Annotated in this window: 13 protein-coding genes; 10 read left to right on the forward strand and 3 right to left on the reverse strand. The window is 67.0% G+C overall.

All coding sequences use genetic code 11. The features are described from left to right. Positions 1 to 227: 227 nt before the first annotated feature. Positions 228 to 1,493: an SGNH/GDSL hydrolase family protein gene (locus tag DIE16_RS30785; RefSeq protein WP_124894032.1), complete on the reverse strand. Its 1,266-nt coding sequence runs from the start codon at positions 1,491 to 1,493 to the stop codon at positions 228 to 230. A 201-nt stretch (positions 1,494 to 1,694) separates the two neighbouring features. On the opposite strand from DIE16_RS30785, the gene paaA reads away from it, so the two are divergent. From paaA to DIE16_RS30825, 8 genes are all read left to right on the forward strand, one after another. Continuing rightward, positions 1,695 to 2,693, forward strand: coding sequence for a 1,2-phenylacetyl-CoA epoxidase subunit PaaA (gene paaA, locus DIE16_RS30790; protein WP_044846317.1), 999 nt, complete (start codon positions 1,695 to 1,697; stop codon positions 2,691 to 2,693). Positions 2,694 to 2,729: 36 nt separating this feature from the next. Further along, positions 2,730 to 3,014: a 1,2-phenylacetyl-CoA epoxidase subunit PaaB gene (gene paaB, locus DIE16_RS30795; protein WP_006752453.1), complete on the forward strand. Its 285-nt coding sequence runs from the start codon at positions 2,730 to 2,732 to the stop codon at positions 3,012 to 3,014. A gap of 10 nt (positions 3,015 to 3,024) precedes the next feature. Beyond that, entirely contained in the window at positions 3,025 to 3,828 is an 804-nt protein-coding gene (gene paaC / locus DIE16_RS30800; RefSeq protein ID WP_124489240.1) for a 1,2-phenylacetyl-CoA epoxidase subunit PaaC, read from the forward strand. 25 nt (positions 3,829 to 3,853) lie between these two features. Further along, positions 3,854 to 4,426: a 1,2-phenylacetyl-CoA epoxidase subunit PaaD gene (gene paaD / locus DIE16_RS30805; RefSeq protein WP_124894033.1), complete on the forward strand. Its 573-nt coding sequence runs from the start codon at positions 3,854 to 3,856 to the stop codon at positions 4,424 to 4,426. A gap of 31 nt (positions 4,427 to 4,457) precedes the next feature. Then, entirely contained in the window at positions 4,458 to 5,594 is a 1,137-nt protein-coding gene (gene paaE, locus DIE16_RS30810) for a 1,2-phenylacetyl-CoA epoxidase subunit PaaE (protein WP_044846378.1), read from the forward strand. Positions 5,595 to 5,723: 129 nt separating this feature from the next. Then, positions 5,724 to 6,539, forward strand: coding sequence for a DUF1835 domain-containing protein (locus DIE16_RS30815; protein ID WP_124489238.1), 816 nt, complete (start codon positions 5,724 to 5,726; stop codon positions 6,537 to 6,539). A 22-nt stretch (positions 6,540 to 6,561) separates the two neighbouring features. Further along, entirely contained in the window at positions 6,562 to 7,167 is a 606-nt protein-coding gene (locus DIE16_RS30820; protein WP_059682891.1) for a TetR/AcrR family transcriptional regulator, read from the forward strand. A 234-nt stretch (positions 7,168 to 7,401) separates the two neighbouring features. After that, positions 7,402 to 8,049, forward strand: coding sequence for a GNAT family N-acetyltransferase (locus DIE16_RS30825; RefSeq protein ID WP_044846322.1), 648 nt, complete (start codon positions 7,402 to 7,404; stop codon positions 8,047 to 8,049). A gap of 69 nt (positions 8,050 to 8,118) precedes the next feature. Here the strand turns inward: DIE16_RS30825 and DIE16_RS30830 are convergent, their stop codons facing one another. Further along, positions 8,119 to 8,643 carry an Lrp/AsnC family transcriptional regulator gene (locus DIE16_RS30830; RefSeq protein WP_011655746.1) on the reverse strand — a complete coding sequence of 175 codons (525 nt, stop codon included), beginning with the start codon at positions 8,641 to 8,643 and terminating at the stop codon, positions 8,119 to 8,121. Between the two features lie 213 nt (positions 8,644 to 8,856). Here DIE16_RS30830 and hppD point away from each other — a divergent pair, with 213 nt between their 5' ends. Further along, on the forward strand, positions 8,857 to 9,954 hold the full coding sequence (gene hppD / locus DIE16_RS30835) for a 4-hydroxyphenylpyruvate dioxygenase (protein WP_124571406.1): 1,098 nt from the start codon (positions 8,857 to 8,859) through the stop codon (positions 9,952 to 9,954). Positions 9,955 to 10,087: 133 nt separating this feature from the next. Here the strand turns inward: hppD and DIE16_RS30840 are convergent, their stop codons facing one another. Beyond that, positions 10,088 to 10,282: a hypothetical protein gene (locus DIE16_RS30840; protein WP_044846325.1), complete on the reverse strand. Its 195-nt coding sequence runs from the start codon at positions 10,280 to 10,282 to the stop codon at positions 10,088 to 10,090. 317 nt (positions 10,283 to 10,599) lie between these two features. On the opposite strand from DIE16_RS30840, the gene DIE16_RS30845 reads away from it, so the two are divergent. Then, positions 10,600 to 14,190 carry an indolepyruvate ferredoxin oxidoreductase family protein gene (locus DIE16_RS30845; protein ID WP_124894034.1) on the forward strand — a complete coding sequence of 1,197 codons (3,591 nt, stop codon included), beginning with the start codon at positions 10,600 to 10,602 and terminating at the stop codon, positions 14,188 to 14,190. Positions 14,191 to 14,315 lie beyond the last annotated feature (125 nt).

The following is a 14,315-nucleotide window of genomic DNA, read 5'->3' on the forward strand; positions in this document are numbered from 1 at the left end:
CGACCCGCCCGACAGCACCGCTTCCCTTCTTCCCCCGCGCCGCGTTTCCGTTAGCGCGAAAGAGGCGTGATTCTAAGTACCTGCCCTCGTCTGCGCAACCCCTTTGTGAAAATATTTTGAAAAGCCCACGTGCGCTGCCGCGCACGGGGGCTTGGGGTTCGATGAACTACGTGCCTCCGGCGACCTTGAAGCGGCCGGCAATCCGTCGTTCTATATATATGGCGAGTTTACTTGCCGCCAGCCACGGCCTGCAGCCGCTCCACCGGCACCGCGTCGGCCATCGCCGTGTAACCGGCGTCGCTCGGGTGAATGCCGTCGCCGCTGTCGTAGCGGCGCTGCAGCACACTCGGGCGCGCCGGATCGCGCAGTACCGCGTCGAAGTCGACCACACCATCGAACCCGCCGCCGCTTCGGATCCACCGGTTCACCTCGAGCCGGATCGCCTCGCGCCCGGCCGGCAACGCCGCGGGCGTGAGCGTCGCACCGAAGATCTTCACCCCCCGGCGGTGTGCAGCCTCGATCAACCGGCGATAGCCGTCGATCAACGATGCCGCCGTGACCTGCGTATGCGGGTTGTCGCAATCGAGCCCCGCGCGCGGCGGCATCGCAGCAAAGTTGATGTCGTTGATACCGATCAGCACGATCGCCGCCTTCACCCCCGCGCGCGACAGCGCATCGCGCTCGAACCGCGACGCCAGCGACGTGCCGTAGCACGCCGAATCGCTCAGCAGACGATTGCCGCTGATCCCGAGATTCACGACGCCAAGCGAATCCGAACCTGCCGCGAACAGCCGGCGCGCCAGCGCGTCGGGCCAGCGACGGTTGCGGTTCAGGCTTGAGCGCAGCCCGTCGGTGATCGAGTCGCCGATCGCGGCGACGCTCGCCCGCGCGACCCCGGCCTCGACGGCCAGTTCGGTCACCCACGCATACTGGGTAAAGCGCACACGGAAGGCACCGCCGCCCGGATCGTTCACGTGATCACCCGGCGCCGATACGAAATTGAGCTGGTTCGACACGCGGTGCCACACGGTCATCCGCTGGTTCGCGCCCATCCGCAGACTGATCGCATACGGCTGCCCGGCCATCACGTCGATCGCCACCGCGTCGCTTTCGAGTTCCTGGCCCGGCGCGAGCGTCACCGACGCCTTGCCGCTGAAGCGCACGGCAGCACTCGCCCCGTCGGCAAGCGCCGCGCCGTCACCCGCGCGCGCAAGACCGGCGCCCTCGATCACCAGCGGCGCGCGACCGTACGCATTGCTCACGCGAATCCGCGCGGCATGCCCCGATACCGTCGGGTAGACGATCTGCCGGACGGTCCGTCCGCCCACGTCGGGCGCGCGATAGAGCGGCGGCGGCGCAGCCAGGTCGGGAATCGGCTGCAATGCGGTCGCCCACGCGGCGACCCACCCGGCCGGTGCGGCCGAGGCGGCAAGCGGCGACAGGAACACGGACGTGCCCAGCACGGTCGCGACGAAACTGCTTCGAAATGACATCGGCGAAATCCTTATCGGAAAGCGGGCATTGTGCCGCAGAAGCCGCCCGTCTCACGTGCCGGCCCGCCTTCCTGCCCTGACGATCCCGCCCCGACGCCCCACGTTTACCCGAATCTCCCCGCAAATCCGCGAGAAATTTATTAACCGACCGGTCGGTTGGTTTATACTTCGCACACATTCAACCGGACGAGATCCTCCGCCATGTACACGCAATCCCTCGACATCCCCGGCAACGTCGCATCGCTCGACGCCGCAGCCGAGTCGCCCGAGCAGGCGCGGTTCGACGCGGTCATGGCCGCGGACGGCAAGATCGAACCGCAGGACTGGATGCCCGACGCCTATCGCAAGACGCTGGTGCGCCAGATTTCGCAGCACGCGCACTCGGAAGTCGTCGGCATGCTGCCGGAAGGCAACTGGATCTCGCGCGCGCCGAGCCTGAAGCGCAAGGCGATCCTGCTCGCGAAGGTCCAGGACGAAGCCGGTCACGGCCTCTATCTATATAGCGCGGCGGAAACGCTCGGCGTCTCGCGCGATTCGCTGATCGACGCGCTGCACGCCGGCAAGGCGAAATACTCGAGCATCTTCAACTACCCGACGCCGACCTGGGCCGACGTCGGCGTGATCGGCTGGCTCGTCGACGGCGCCGCGATCATGAACCAGATCCCGCTGTGCCGCTGCACGTATGGCCCGTACGCGCGCGCGATGATCCGCGTCTGCAAGGAAGAGTCGTTCCACCAGCGCCAGGGCTTCGATGCGCTGCTGTCGATGATGAAGGGCACCGACGCGCAGCGTGCGATGGTCCAGCAGGCGGTGAACCGCTGGTGGTGGCCGGTGCTGATGATGTTCGGCCCGAGCGACGCCGATTCGGTCCACAGCAACCAGTCCGCGAAATGGGGCATCAAGCGGATCACGAACGACGACCTGCGGCAGAAGTTCGTCGACGCCACGGTCGACCAGGCGAAGGTGCTCGGCGTGACGCTGCCCGACCCCGACCTGAAATGGAACGAGGCACGCGGCCACCACGACTACGGCGCGATCGACTGGGACGAATTCTGGCGCGTCGTCAACGGCGACGGCCCGTGCAACAAGGAACGCCTCGCGACCCGCGTGAAAGCGCACGACGACGGCGCATGGGTGCGCGAAGCCGCGCTCGCGCACGAGGCGAAGCGCCGCGCCCGCGCCGAACAGCACGCCGCCTGAGCGGCAACCATCGAATACAGGATTCAGGAGAGAGTGATGAACAAGGAATGGCCGATCTGGGAAGTGTTCGTGCGCAGCAAGCAGGGCCTCGACCACAAGCATTGCGGCAGCCTGCACGCGGCCGACGCGTCGATGGCGCTGCGCATGGCGCGCGACGTCTACACGCGCCGCCAGGAAGGCGTGAGCATCTGGGTGGTGCCGTCGTCGGCGATCACCGCGTCGGATCCGGCCGAGAAGGCCGAGCTGTTCGAACCGGCGGGCGACAAGATCTACCGTCACCCGACGTTCTACACGCTGCCCGACGAAGTCAACCACATGTAACGCCCGCGCCATGACGATCACGCCCGAACACCTCTCCTACGTGCTGCGCCTCGCGGACAACGCGCTGATCCTCGGTCAGCGCAACGCCGAGTGGTGCGGCCACGGCCCGATCCTCGAGGAAGACATCGCGCTCACCAACATGAGCCTCGACCTCATCGGCCAGGCCCGCATGCTGTATACGCACGCAGCCGAACTCGAGCGCCAGCTGAACGGCGCGACGAAGACGGAAGACGATTACGCGTACTTCCGCACGGAGCGCGAGTTCGCGAACTTCACGCTCGCCGAGCTGCCGCACTACGGCCCGATCGCCGGCACCGCGCACGCCGACAAGGATTACGCGGTGACGATCGTGCGCAACTTCCTCTACGCGACGCTGATGCTGCACGTGTGGACCGCGCTCGAAACGTCGACGGACGCGCAACTGGCCGCGATCGCCGCAAAATCGGTGAAGGAGACCCGCTATCACGTGCAGCACGCGCGCGAATGGCTGGTGCGCCTCGGCGACGGCACCGACGAATCGCATCGCCGCGCTCAGGCCGCGCTGGACTACCTGATTCCGTACACGCGCGAATGCTTCGCGGCCGACGCGATCGACGACGCGGTCTGCGCATCGGGCATCGGGCCGGCACCGGCCGCGCTCGAAGCCGCATGGCGCGCGGACGTGGACGAAGCGCTCGCGGAAGCGACGCTCACCCTGCCGGCGCCCGTGCAGCACGTGAGCACCGGCAAGCAGGGCGAGCACTCGGAGCACATGGGCTACCTGCTCGCGGAAATGCAGAGCCTCGCGCGCCAGCACCCTGGCGCGACCTGGTAACCCGCCGCCCCAACGGAGCCCGACGATGTCCGTCCAGACCGCCGCCCCCGCCGCCCCCGCCGACCCGACGCCCGCCGCGCACCGCAACGATCCGTTGCTCGCGCGCGCGTGGGACGTGCTCGAAGCCGTGCCCGATCCCGAGATTCCGGTCGTGTCGATCCGCGAGCTCGGCATCCTGCGCGACGTCCGTCGCGCGGACGACGGCCAGCTCGAAGTCGTGATCACGCCGACCTACTCCGGCTGCCCGGCGATGTCGCAGATCGCCGAGGACATCGCCGCGGCAATGCAGGCCGCCGACCTGCCGCCGCACCGAATCGAGACGGTGCTCGCCCCCGCGTGGACGACCGACTGGATCACGCAGGAAGCGCGCGACAAGCTGCGCGCGTACGGGATCGCGCCGCCCGTCGGCCAGTGCGGCAGCGCCGCGCCGCGGGAAAACGTCGTGCGTTTCGTGCCGCGCCCCGTCGCGGCGCCCGTGTGCCCGCGCTGCGGCTCAGCCAACACGGAGCGCCTCGCGCAATTCGCGTCCACGGCCTGCAAGGCGCTGTATCGCTGCGTCGACTGCCGCGAACCCTTCGACTACTTCAAACCTTACTGAAATGAAACAGCCCCCACGCTCTCTTCATTCGCTGCCCCCCGAGGGGGCCGACGCCCCCGTTGGGGCGGCCCGGCGGGGGTCGTCAACCCCGCAATTTCACCCGCTGCGTATCCGCGACGTGCGGCCCGAGACCGCCGACGCCGTTACCGTCTCCTTCGACGTGCCGCCCGAGCTGCGCGACGCGTACCGCTTCACGCAGGGCCAGTTCGTCACGCTGAAGACCCACATCGACGGCGAGGAAACGCGCCGGTCGTACTCGATCTGCGTCGGCACGACCGACTACGACCGCGACGGCGAACTGCGCATCGGCATCAAGCGCGTGCGCGGCGGCCGTTTCTCGAATTTCGCGTTCGACACGCTGCAGCCGGGTCACACGATCGACGTGATGACACCGGACGGCCGCTTCTTCACGCATCTGAACGCGGACCACGGCAAGCAGTACGTCGCGTTCTCCGGCGGGTCGGGCATCACGCCGGTGCTCGCGATCGTGAAGACGACGCTCGAACTCGAACCGCGCAGCACGTTCACGCTGATCTACGGCAACCGCAGCGTCGACGCGATCATGTTCGCGGAGGAACTCGAGGACCTGAAGAACCGCTACATGAGCCGCTTCGTCCTGTACCACGTGCTGTCGGACGACCAGCAGGACGTCGAGCTGTTCAACGGTGTGCTCGACCAGGCGAAATGCGCGGAATTCCTCGCGACGCTGACGCCAGCCGACGCAATCGACGAAGCGTTCATCTGCGGCCCGGCGCCGATGATGGACGCGGCCGAAGCCGCGCTGAAGGCAGCCGGCGTGCCGCAGGCGAAAGTGCACGTCGAACGCTTCGGCACGCCGCTGCCGCAGGCGGGCGCGCCCGTCGTCGAGATCACCGACCAGACGCCGGCTGCCGACCTCGAAATCGTGCTCGACGGCAAGAAACGCAAGCTGCGCCTGCCGTACGAAGGCGTGAGCCTGCTCGACGTCGGCCTGCGCGCGGGCCTCGCGCTGCCGTACGCGTGCAAGGGCGGCGTGTGCTGCACGTGCCGGGCGAAGGTGGTCGAAGGCGAGGTCCGGATGGAGAAGAACTACACGCTCGAGGAACACGAAGTGAAGGACGGCTTCGTGCTCACGTGCCAATGCCACCCGATCAGCGACAAGGTCGTCGTGAGCTTCGACGAGCGTTGAGCGGCGTCGCGCCGGCGCGCCGCGCCGGTTTCTCGTCGTCACACATCTCGCTTACACTAGGGGCCGCCGGCCGGCTGGACGTCTTCACGTCCGCCCGGCCGGCGGTTTTCTTTTGTTGACGACAGACCGATGAGTACCATTCACGTGATTCAGGGCGGCACCGCCGCCGCGTCGCTGCGCGAGGCCCTCGCGCAAGCCGGACGCGACGAGCGCGTCGTCGGATTGCTCGACGATCTCGCGGTCGGTCCGCTGAAGGGCGCCGACGAGACGCCCGACACGCGCGCCGCCTTCTGGCAGCGCGTGCTCGGCGACGCGATTCCCGACTGGAACGCGGAAATCGAAGGCGAATTCGCCCGCCTCGACCAGCTCGCGACCGAGACGGGCCAGGTGGTCGTCTGGCACGCGCCGAGCGTCGGCGACAAGCTGCTGCTGCGCCGCGTCGCCTATCACCTGCGCAACGTGCCGCAGCGCCTGAACGAGGTGCGGCTGTCGGCCGCGGACCTCGACGCGCCGCAGCGCGCGGCGCTGACCCGTACCGACCAGGCCTGTTCGACCGGGATGTTCTCGCCGGCGGCGCTCGCGCGCAAACGGCCGCTGGCCGCACCGATCTCGGTGCTGCGCATCGGCCGCCTCGCACTCGAATGGCAGGAGGCGAAGCACCTGAATGCCGAGTTGCGCTACTGGGTCAGCAACACCATCAAGAGCGGCCAATACGCGGACCTCGACGCGCTGATCGTCGCGCACGCGGAAACCGGCTGGCTGCCCGCTCGACGCGTCGTCGGCGGCATCATGGCCGGCGCCGACCGCGGCGGGCTGTTCGTCAGCGACTCGATCGCCTGGTGGCGCTGCCGCGAACTCGCGGCAGCCGGCCGGCTCGAGCTGCAGGACGACGCGCCGGCCGCCCTTTCTTCCACGCAGGTGCGCGCGCCCGCCGCGCCTCGCTAACGCTACTCTTTCGCATTCGACCATGGCCCGTACCCGAGCGCCCGACCACGAATCCCAGCGCGAGCAGATCCTCGATCTCGCCGCCGAGAAATTCGCGCAGACGAGCTACCCGAGCACGTCGATGTCCGATCTCGCGACCGCGAGCGGCACGTCGAAGGCACGTCTCTATCACTATTACGAGAGCAAGGAAGCGATCCTGTTCGACCTGCTCGACCGTTACACGAAGCGGTTGATGCTGATCATCGCCGAGGTTGAAGGTGCGAGCCAGCGGCGCGGCCTCAGCGAACGCGACGCGTTCGCCGAGCTGGTGCGCGCGTTCCTCGCCGAGTACGAGACGTCGCACAGCCGCCATGTCGCGCTGCTCAACGACGTGAAGTATCTCGAGGACGCCCAGCGCGAAATCGTGCTCGACCGCCAGCGCGACATCGTCGCGGCATTCGCGCGCCAGCTCGCGCGCGCCTATCCGGACCGGATCTCGAAGGAAAACCAGACGTCGGTCACGATGATGGTGTTCGGGATGATCAACTGGACGTTCACATGGCTCAAGCCGGGCGGCCGCCTCGGCTACCGCGACTTCGCCGAGCAGGTGATCGACCTGATGGAGCACGGGCTGTCGTCCGGCGCGTGATTGCCGCGCAGCAGCATGCGTTGCGCAGCGGGTACACTGCGACAGGCCGCCGCGCATTTCATGTGATTAATTTTAAATCGCTTATAAATCAAATAGATAGCAAATGAACTAAGCGGATTTAGAATTCGTCCTCGGCACAAATAACGTCAAATACGGGTTTTCCCCAACCCGCTCGGGTAAAATGCTGTTGCATTGCACAAGCTGCTTGTGCGGCTACAGACTGAGGAACCCACGATGAACACGCAACTCGACCGCCGTGCCGATGCTGTCGGCCACGCCGGTACTGCGCCGGTTCTCGTCAGGGAACTGGCTTCCAAAGACCGTGAGCGAATGCTCACCCACTTTCTCTCGCTCAACGAAGAGGACCGCCTGCTGCGCTTCGGCCAGATGGTGCCCGACCACGTGATCGAGAACTATGTCCGTACGATCGACTTCGGTCGCGACACGGTGTTCGGCGTGTTCGACCATGGGCTCGAACTGATCGGCGTCGGCCACCTGGCGTATCTGCCCGCGGAAGGCGACAAGCGCACGGCCGAATTCGGCGTGTCGGTGCTCGAAAGCGCCCGCGGACGTGGCGTCGGCTCGAAGCTGTTCGAGCGCGCGGCGATCCGCAGCCGCAATACCCGCGTGACGATGCTGTACATGCATTGCCTGTCGCGCAACGCGACGATGATGCACATCGCGAAGAAATCCGGGATGCGGATCGAATACGCGTACGGCGAAGCCGATGCGTACCTGTCGCTGCCGCCGGCCGACCACGCGACGATCCTCGCCGAGATGCTGCAGGAACAGGCCGCGGTGTTCGACTACGCGCTCAAGCGCCAGGCACACCGCACGTCGAAGTTCATCGAATCGCTGATGCCTGCCGCGCTGACGGCATAACATCGGCCGACCGGGCTGCCCTGCGGGGCGCCCGGCCTTCCCTTCCTTCTCGCCTTCCCCCGCCGCGCACTAGCGCACCGAGCGGATCGGCAACGCCGTCGTCTCCTTGAAGCACTCGAGCGAGAAGCTCGTCTTCACGTCGATCACCGACGGATGGTGCAGCAAGTGCTCCTGCACGAAGCGGGAGAAGTGCGCCATGTCCTCGACCTGCACGCGAAGCAAGTAATCCATGTCGCCCGTCATCGCATGACACGCGACCACCTCCGGCCAGGTCTGCACGGCCGCGCGGAACAGTTCCGCGTGGGTCGCGCCCGCGCGCGCCGACGTCTCGTCGGCACGGACCGGCGCCAGGCCACCACGCTTCTCGAGCCGCACGCTCACGTACGCCAGCAGGTCGAGCCCGAGCTTCTGCGGATCGAGCAGCGCGACGTAGCCGGTGATCACGCCGATCTCCTCGAGCCGCCGGATCCGCCGCAGGCACGGGCTCGGCGACAGGTTCACGCGCTCGGCGATCTCCTGGTTCGACAGGCGGCCGTTCTCCTGAAGAATCGCCAGAATCCGCCGGTCGATGGCATCCAATTCGGCTTGCGCCATTTTCTGCCCTCCGTTGATTATTTCCAGACTGGAAATTGCGCCATCGTAGGCACGGACGATTAAGTTCGCAAGTTTTCGCTCGCGCCCGCCCGCTACACTTTGTCGCACGTACCGATTCGTTGCGCACGCCGACACGTGCGCCGCGTTCGACATCGAACCGGGCCGCACACGCGCACGTCGCGCCGGCCGATCGCCCCGCACAGGAGACACGACATGCAGATCCCCAACTGGGACAACCCCGTCGGCACCGACGGCTTCGAATTCATCGAATACACCGCGCCGGATCCGAAAGCGCTCGGACAACTGTTCGAGCGGATGGGTTTCACCGCGATCGCCCGCCATCGTCACAAGGACGTGACGGTCTACCGCCAGGGCGACATCAACTTCATCATCAACGCCGAGCCCGATTCGTTCGCGCAGCGCTTCGCGCGCCTGCACGGCCCGTCGATCTGCGCGATCGCATTTCGCGTGCAGGACGCCGCGAAGGCTTACCAGCACGCGCTCGAACTCGGCGCGTGGGGCTTCGACAACAAGACGGGCCCGATGGAGCTGAACATCCCGGCGATCAAGGGCATCGGCGATTCGCTGATCTATTTCGTCGACCGCTGGCGCGGCAAGAACGGCGCGCAACCGGGCGCGATCGGCGACATCAGCATCTATGACGTCGACTTCGAACCGATCGCCGGCGCGAACCCGAACCCGGTCGGCCACGGCCTCACCTACATCGACCACCTGACGCACAACGTGCATCGCGGCCGCATGCAGGAATGGGCCGAGTTCTACGAGCGGCTGTTCAACTTCCGCGAAGTGCGCTATTTCGACATCGAAGGCAAGGTGACGGGCGTGAAGTCGAAGGCGATGACGTCGCCGTGCGGCAAGATCCGGATTCCGATCAACGAGGAAGGCTCGGACACGGCCGGCCAGATCCAGGAATACCTCGACGCCTATCACGGCGAAGGCATCCAGCACATCGCGCTCGGCACGAACGACATCTACGGCGCGGTGGACGGCCTGCGCGGCAAGGAAGTGAAGCTGCTCGACACGATCGACACGTATTACGAACTGGTCGACCGCCGCGTGCCGAACCACGGCGAATCGCTGGACGAGCTGAAGAAGCGCAAGATCCTGATCGACGGCGCCCGCGACGACCTGCTGCTGCAGATCTTCACCGAGAACCAGATCGGCCCGATCTTCTTCGAGATCATCCAGCGCAAGGGCAACCAGGGCTTCGGCGAAGGCAACTTCAAGGCGCTGTTCGAATCGATCGAGCTCGACCAGATCCGCCGCGGCGTGGTCCAGGACAAGGCCTGACGCAGAAGGCCGCGCGGCGCCCGGCTGGCCCGGGCGTCCGCGCGAACATCGGCGGCACAAGGAAAAAGGGCGGGAATCCTGCGATTCCCGCCCTTTCGTCATTCCGGCGCGGCCCGGCGGCCGCGCGAACGGATCAACGCACGTTCGCCTTCGACACGACCGCACGCGCGGCCGCCGGCTGTGCGTCGGCATCCTGCGCCGGCGCGATCTGACGCATCTGCGCGCCGGCTGCCGCCAGTGCGCTCGCGCCGCGCGCGTGCACCGGGCCGGTCATCGCGAAGAACGCGGCGGACACGATCAGGAAACTCTGGATATGACGTGTGTTCATTGCACCTCCTGTAAAACTGCCGGCGCCTCCCCGGTTGCGTCGAAACGAGCCGACGCGACCGGGCACCTCCGGCAGGCCGACAAGATTAACGGCATTTGTCCGATGATGGGCGCGGCTTTACATGCCTTTACATGATGTAACGCATAGTCGCGCCATTTAGTCGGCGTGCCGCGGCACGCCGGCCGGTGGTCGGCGGGTTTATCCCAGTGCTACCATCACTTAAAACCGGCCAATATGCCGGCCACTGCCGATACGTTCACAAGACGTCGACGCAATCGAAGCTTTGGTGATCCCAAACTGGGTGGAGGAGACTGTTAATGAATGCCCCGCTAGACGCAGGCCAACGCGCATCGCTCGAAGCCGCGCTGAAGTCCGTCACGCTTGACGACAAATACACGCTCGAACGCGGCCGCGCGTACATGAGCGGCATCCAGGCGCTCGTGCGCCTGCCGATGCTGCAGCAGGAACGCGACCGCGCCGCCGGCCTCAATACGGCCGGCTTCATTTCCGGCTACCGCGGCTCGCCGCTCGGCGGCCTCGATCTGTCGCTCTGGAAAGCCAAGCAGCACCTGGCGGCCCACCAGATCGTCTTTCAGCCCGGCCTCAACGAAGATCTCGCCGCCACCGCCGTGTGGGGCTCGCAGCAGGTCAACCTGTACCCCGGCGCGAAGCACGACGGCGTGTTCGGCATGTGGTACGGCAAGGGCCCGGGCGTCGACCGCACCGGCGACGTCTTCAAGCACGCGAACTCGGCCGGCTCGTCGAAGCACGGCGGCGTGCTCGTGCTCGCCGGCGACGACCACGCGGCGAAATCGTCGACGCTCGCGCACCAGTCCGAACACATCTTCAAGGCCTGCGGGCTGCCGGTGCTGTTCCCGTCCAACGTGCAGGAATATCTCGACTTCGGCCTGCACGGCTGGGCGATGAGCCGCTACTCGGGCCTGTGGGTCGCGCTGAAGTGCGTGACGGACGTGGTCGAATCGTCGGCGTCGGTCGACATCGACCCGCATCGCACCGAGATCGTGCTGCCGACCGACTTCATCCTGCCGGAAGGCGGCCTGAACATCCGCTGGCCGGACCCGCCGCTCGTGCAGGAAGCACGGCTGCTCGACTACAAGTGGTACGCGGCGCTCGCCTATGTGCGCGCGAACAAGCTCGACCGGATCGAGATCGACTCGCCGAATGCGCGCTTCGGGATCATGACGGGCGGCAAGGCGTACCTCGACGTGCGCCAGGCGCTGACCGACCTCGGCCTCGACGACGAAACCTGTGCGCGGATCGGCATCCGCCTGTACAAGATCGGCTGCGTGTGGCCGCTCGAAGCGCAGGGCGCGCAGGCGTTCGCGCGCGGCCTCGACGAAATCCTCGTCGTCGAGGAAAAGCGCCAGATCCTCGAATACGCGATCAAGGAAGAGCTGTACAACTGGCCCGATGCGCAGCGCCCGCGCGTGTTCGGCAAGTTCGACGAGAAGGACGGCGCCGGCGGCGAATGGTCGGTGCCGATGGGCAACTGGCTGCTGCCCGCGCACTACGAACTGTCGCCCGCGATCATCGCGAAGGCGATCGCGACGCGCCTCGAGAAGTTCGAGCTGCCGTCCGACGTGCGCGCGCGCATCGCCGCGCGGCTCGCGGTGATCAACGCGAAGGAAATGGCGCTCGCGAAGCCGCATGTGCAGACCGAGCGCAAGCCGTGGTTCTGCTCGGGCTGCCCGCACAACACGTCGACCAACGTGCCGGAGGGCTCGCGCGCGATCGCCGGGATCGGCTGCCATTACATGACGGTGTGGATGGACCGCAGCACGAGCACCTTCAGCCAGATGGGCGGCGAAGGCGTGCCGTGGATCGGCCAGGCACCGTTCACCGACGAGAAGCACGTGTTCGCGAACCTCGGCGACGGCACCTATTTCCACTCGGGCCTGCTGGCGGTGCGCGCGGCGATCTCGTCGAAGGCGAACATCACCTACAAGATCCTCTACAACGATGCCGTGGCGATGACGGGCGGCCAGCCGGTCGACGGCGTGCTGACGGTGCCGCAGATCACGCACCAGCTCGCGTCCGAGGGCGCGAAGAAGATCGTGATCGTCACCGACGAGCCGGAGAAGTACGACAGCCAGAAAGCCCTGCTCGCACCGGGCGTGACGATTCATCACCGCGACCAGCTCGACGACGTGCAGCGCGAGCTGCGCGAGATCGAAGGCACGACGATCCTGATCTACGACCAGACCTGCGCGACCGAGAAGCGCCGCCGCCGCAAGCGCGGCACGTATCCGGACCCGGCGAAGCGCGTCGTGATCAACGACGCGGTGTGCGAAGGCTGCGGCGACTGCTCGGTGCAGTCGAACTGCCTGTCGGTCGAACCGCTCGAAACGGAATTCGGCACGAAGCGCCAGATCAACCAGTCGAGCTGCAACAAGGACTTCTCGTGCGTGAAGGGCTTCTGCCCGAGCTTCGTCACGGTCGAAGGCGGCCAGCTGAAGAAGCCGAAGGCCGTGTCGGTCGACGGCGGCGCGCTGCCGCCGATTCCGGAGCCGACGCTGCCGGGGATCGACCGTGCGTACGGCGTGCTCGTCACGGGCGTCGGCGGCACGGGCGTGGTCACGATCGGCGCGCTGCTCGGGATGGCCGCGCACCTGGAGAACAAGGGCGTGACCGTGCTCGACGTGACCGGCCTCGCGCAGAAGGGCGGCGCCGTGATGAGCCACGTGCAGATCTCGCACGCGCCGACCGACATCCACGCGACGCGGATCGCGATGGGCGAAGCCGACCTCGTGATCGGCTGCGACGCGATCGTCACGGCCGGCGACGAATGCACGTCGCGGATGCGGCACGACGCGACGCGCGTGGTCGTCAACAGCGCGCAGACGCCGACCGCCGAGTTCATCAAGAACCCGAACTGGGCGTTCCCTGGCCTGTCCGCGGAGAACGACATCCGCGCGGCAGCCGGTGAAGCCGTCGACTTCATCGACGCGAACCGCTTCGCGGTTGCACTGCTCGGCGACGCGATCTACACGAACCCGTTCGTGCTCGGCTACGCGTGGCAGAAGGGCTGGCTGCCGCTCACGCTCGCGTCGCTCGAACGCGCGATCGAGCTGAACGCGGTGTCGGTCGAGAAGAACCGCGCGGCGTTCGACTGGGGCCGCCGCGCCGCGCACGACCTCGCGAGCGTGAAGCAGGCTGCGGCCGGCGATGCACGCCACGCGCAGGGCGCCACGGTGATCGCGCTGCACACGAAGAAGGCGGTCGACGCACTGATCGCGAAGCGCGTGGAGTTCCTCACCGCGTACCAGAACGCCGCGTACGCATCGCGCTATGCGGCCTTCGTCGACACGGTGCGGGCGGCCGAACGCGCGCTGGCGGACGGCGACGCCGTGCAGGAGCCGTTGACCGAAGCGGTCGCGCGCAACCTGTTCAAGCTGATGGCGTACAAGGACGAGTACGAGGTCGCGCGGCTGCAGTCCGATCCCGCGTTCCTCGCGCGCCTGTCGTCGCAGTTCGAAGGCGACTGGAAACTGAAGTTCCACCTCGCACCGCCGCTGTTCGCGAAAACGGACGCACACGGCCATCTCGTGAAGAAGGCGTACGGCCCGTGGATGCTGTCGGCGTTCCGGCTGCTCGCGAAGGCGAAGTTCCTGCGCGGCACGGGGCTCGACCCGTTCGGCCGCACCGCGGAGCGCCGCACCGAGCGCGCGCTGATCAGCGAGTACGAAGCGCTGATCGGCGAAGTGCTGGGCAAGCTGAACGCGGCCAACCGTCCGCTCGCGCTCGAGCTCGCGGCGCTGCCGGACGGCATTCGCGGCTACGGCCACGTGAAGGAGAACAACCTGCGCGCGATACGCCAGAAGTGGGACACGCTGCTCGCGAAGTGGCGTTCGCCGACGGGCGGCCAGTCGCATCAGCAGGTCGCGTGACGGCGCGCGGCGGGTGTTCGCGGTCGGGACGCCCGCCGCCGCGTAGCCCCGCCCACGGCAGTGCATAAAAAAACGCCACGGAACGCAGGTTCCGTGGCGTTTTTCATTGCGCCGCGCATGACGCG

The sequence above is a fragment of the Burkholderia sp. Bp9090 genome (assembly GCF_003857985.1).
Lineage (GTDB): Bacteria > Pseudomonadota > Gammaproteobacteria > Burkholderiales > Burkholderiaceae > Burkholderia.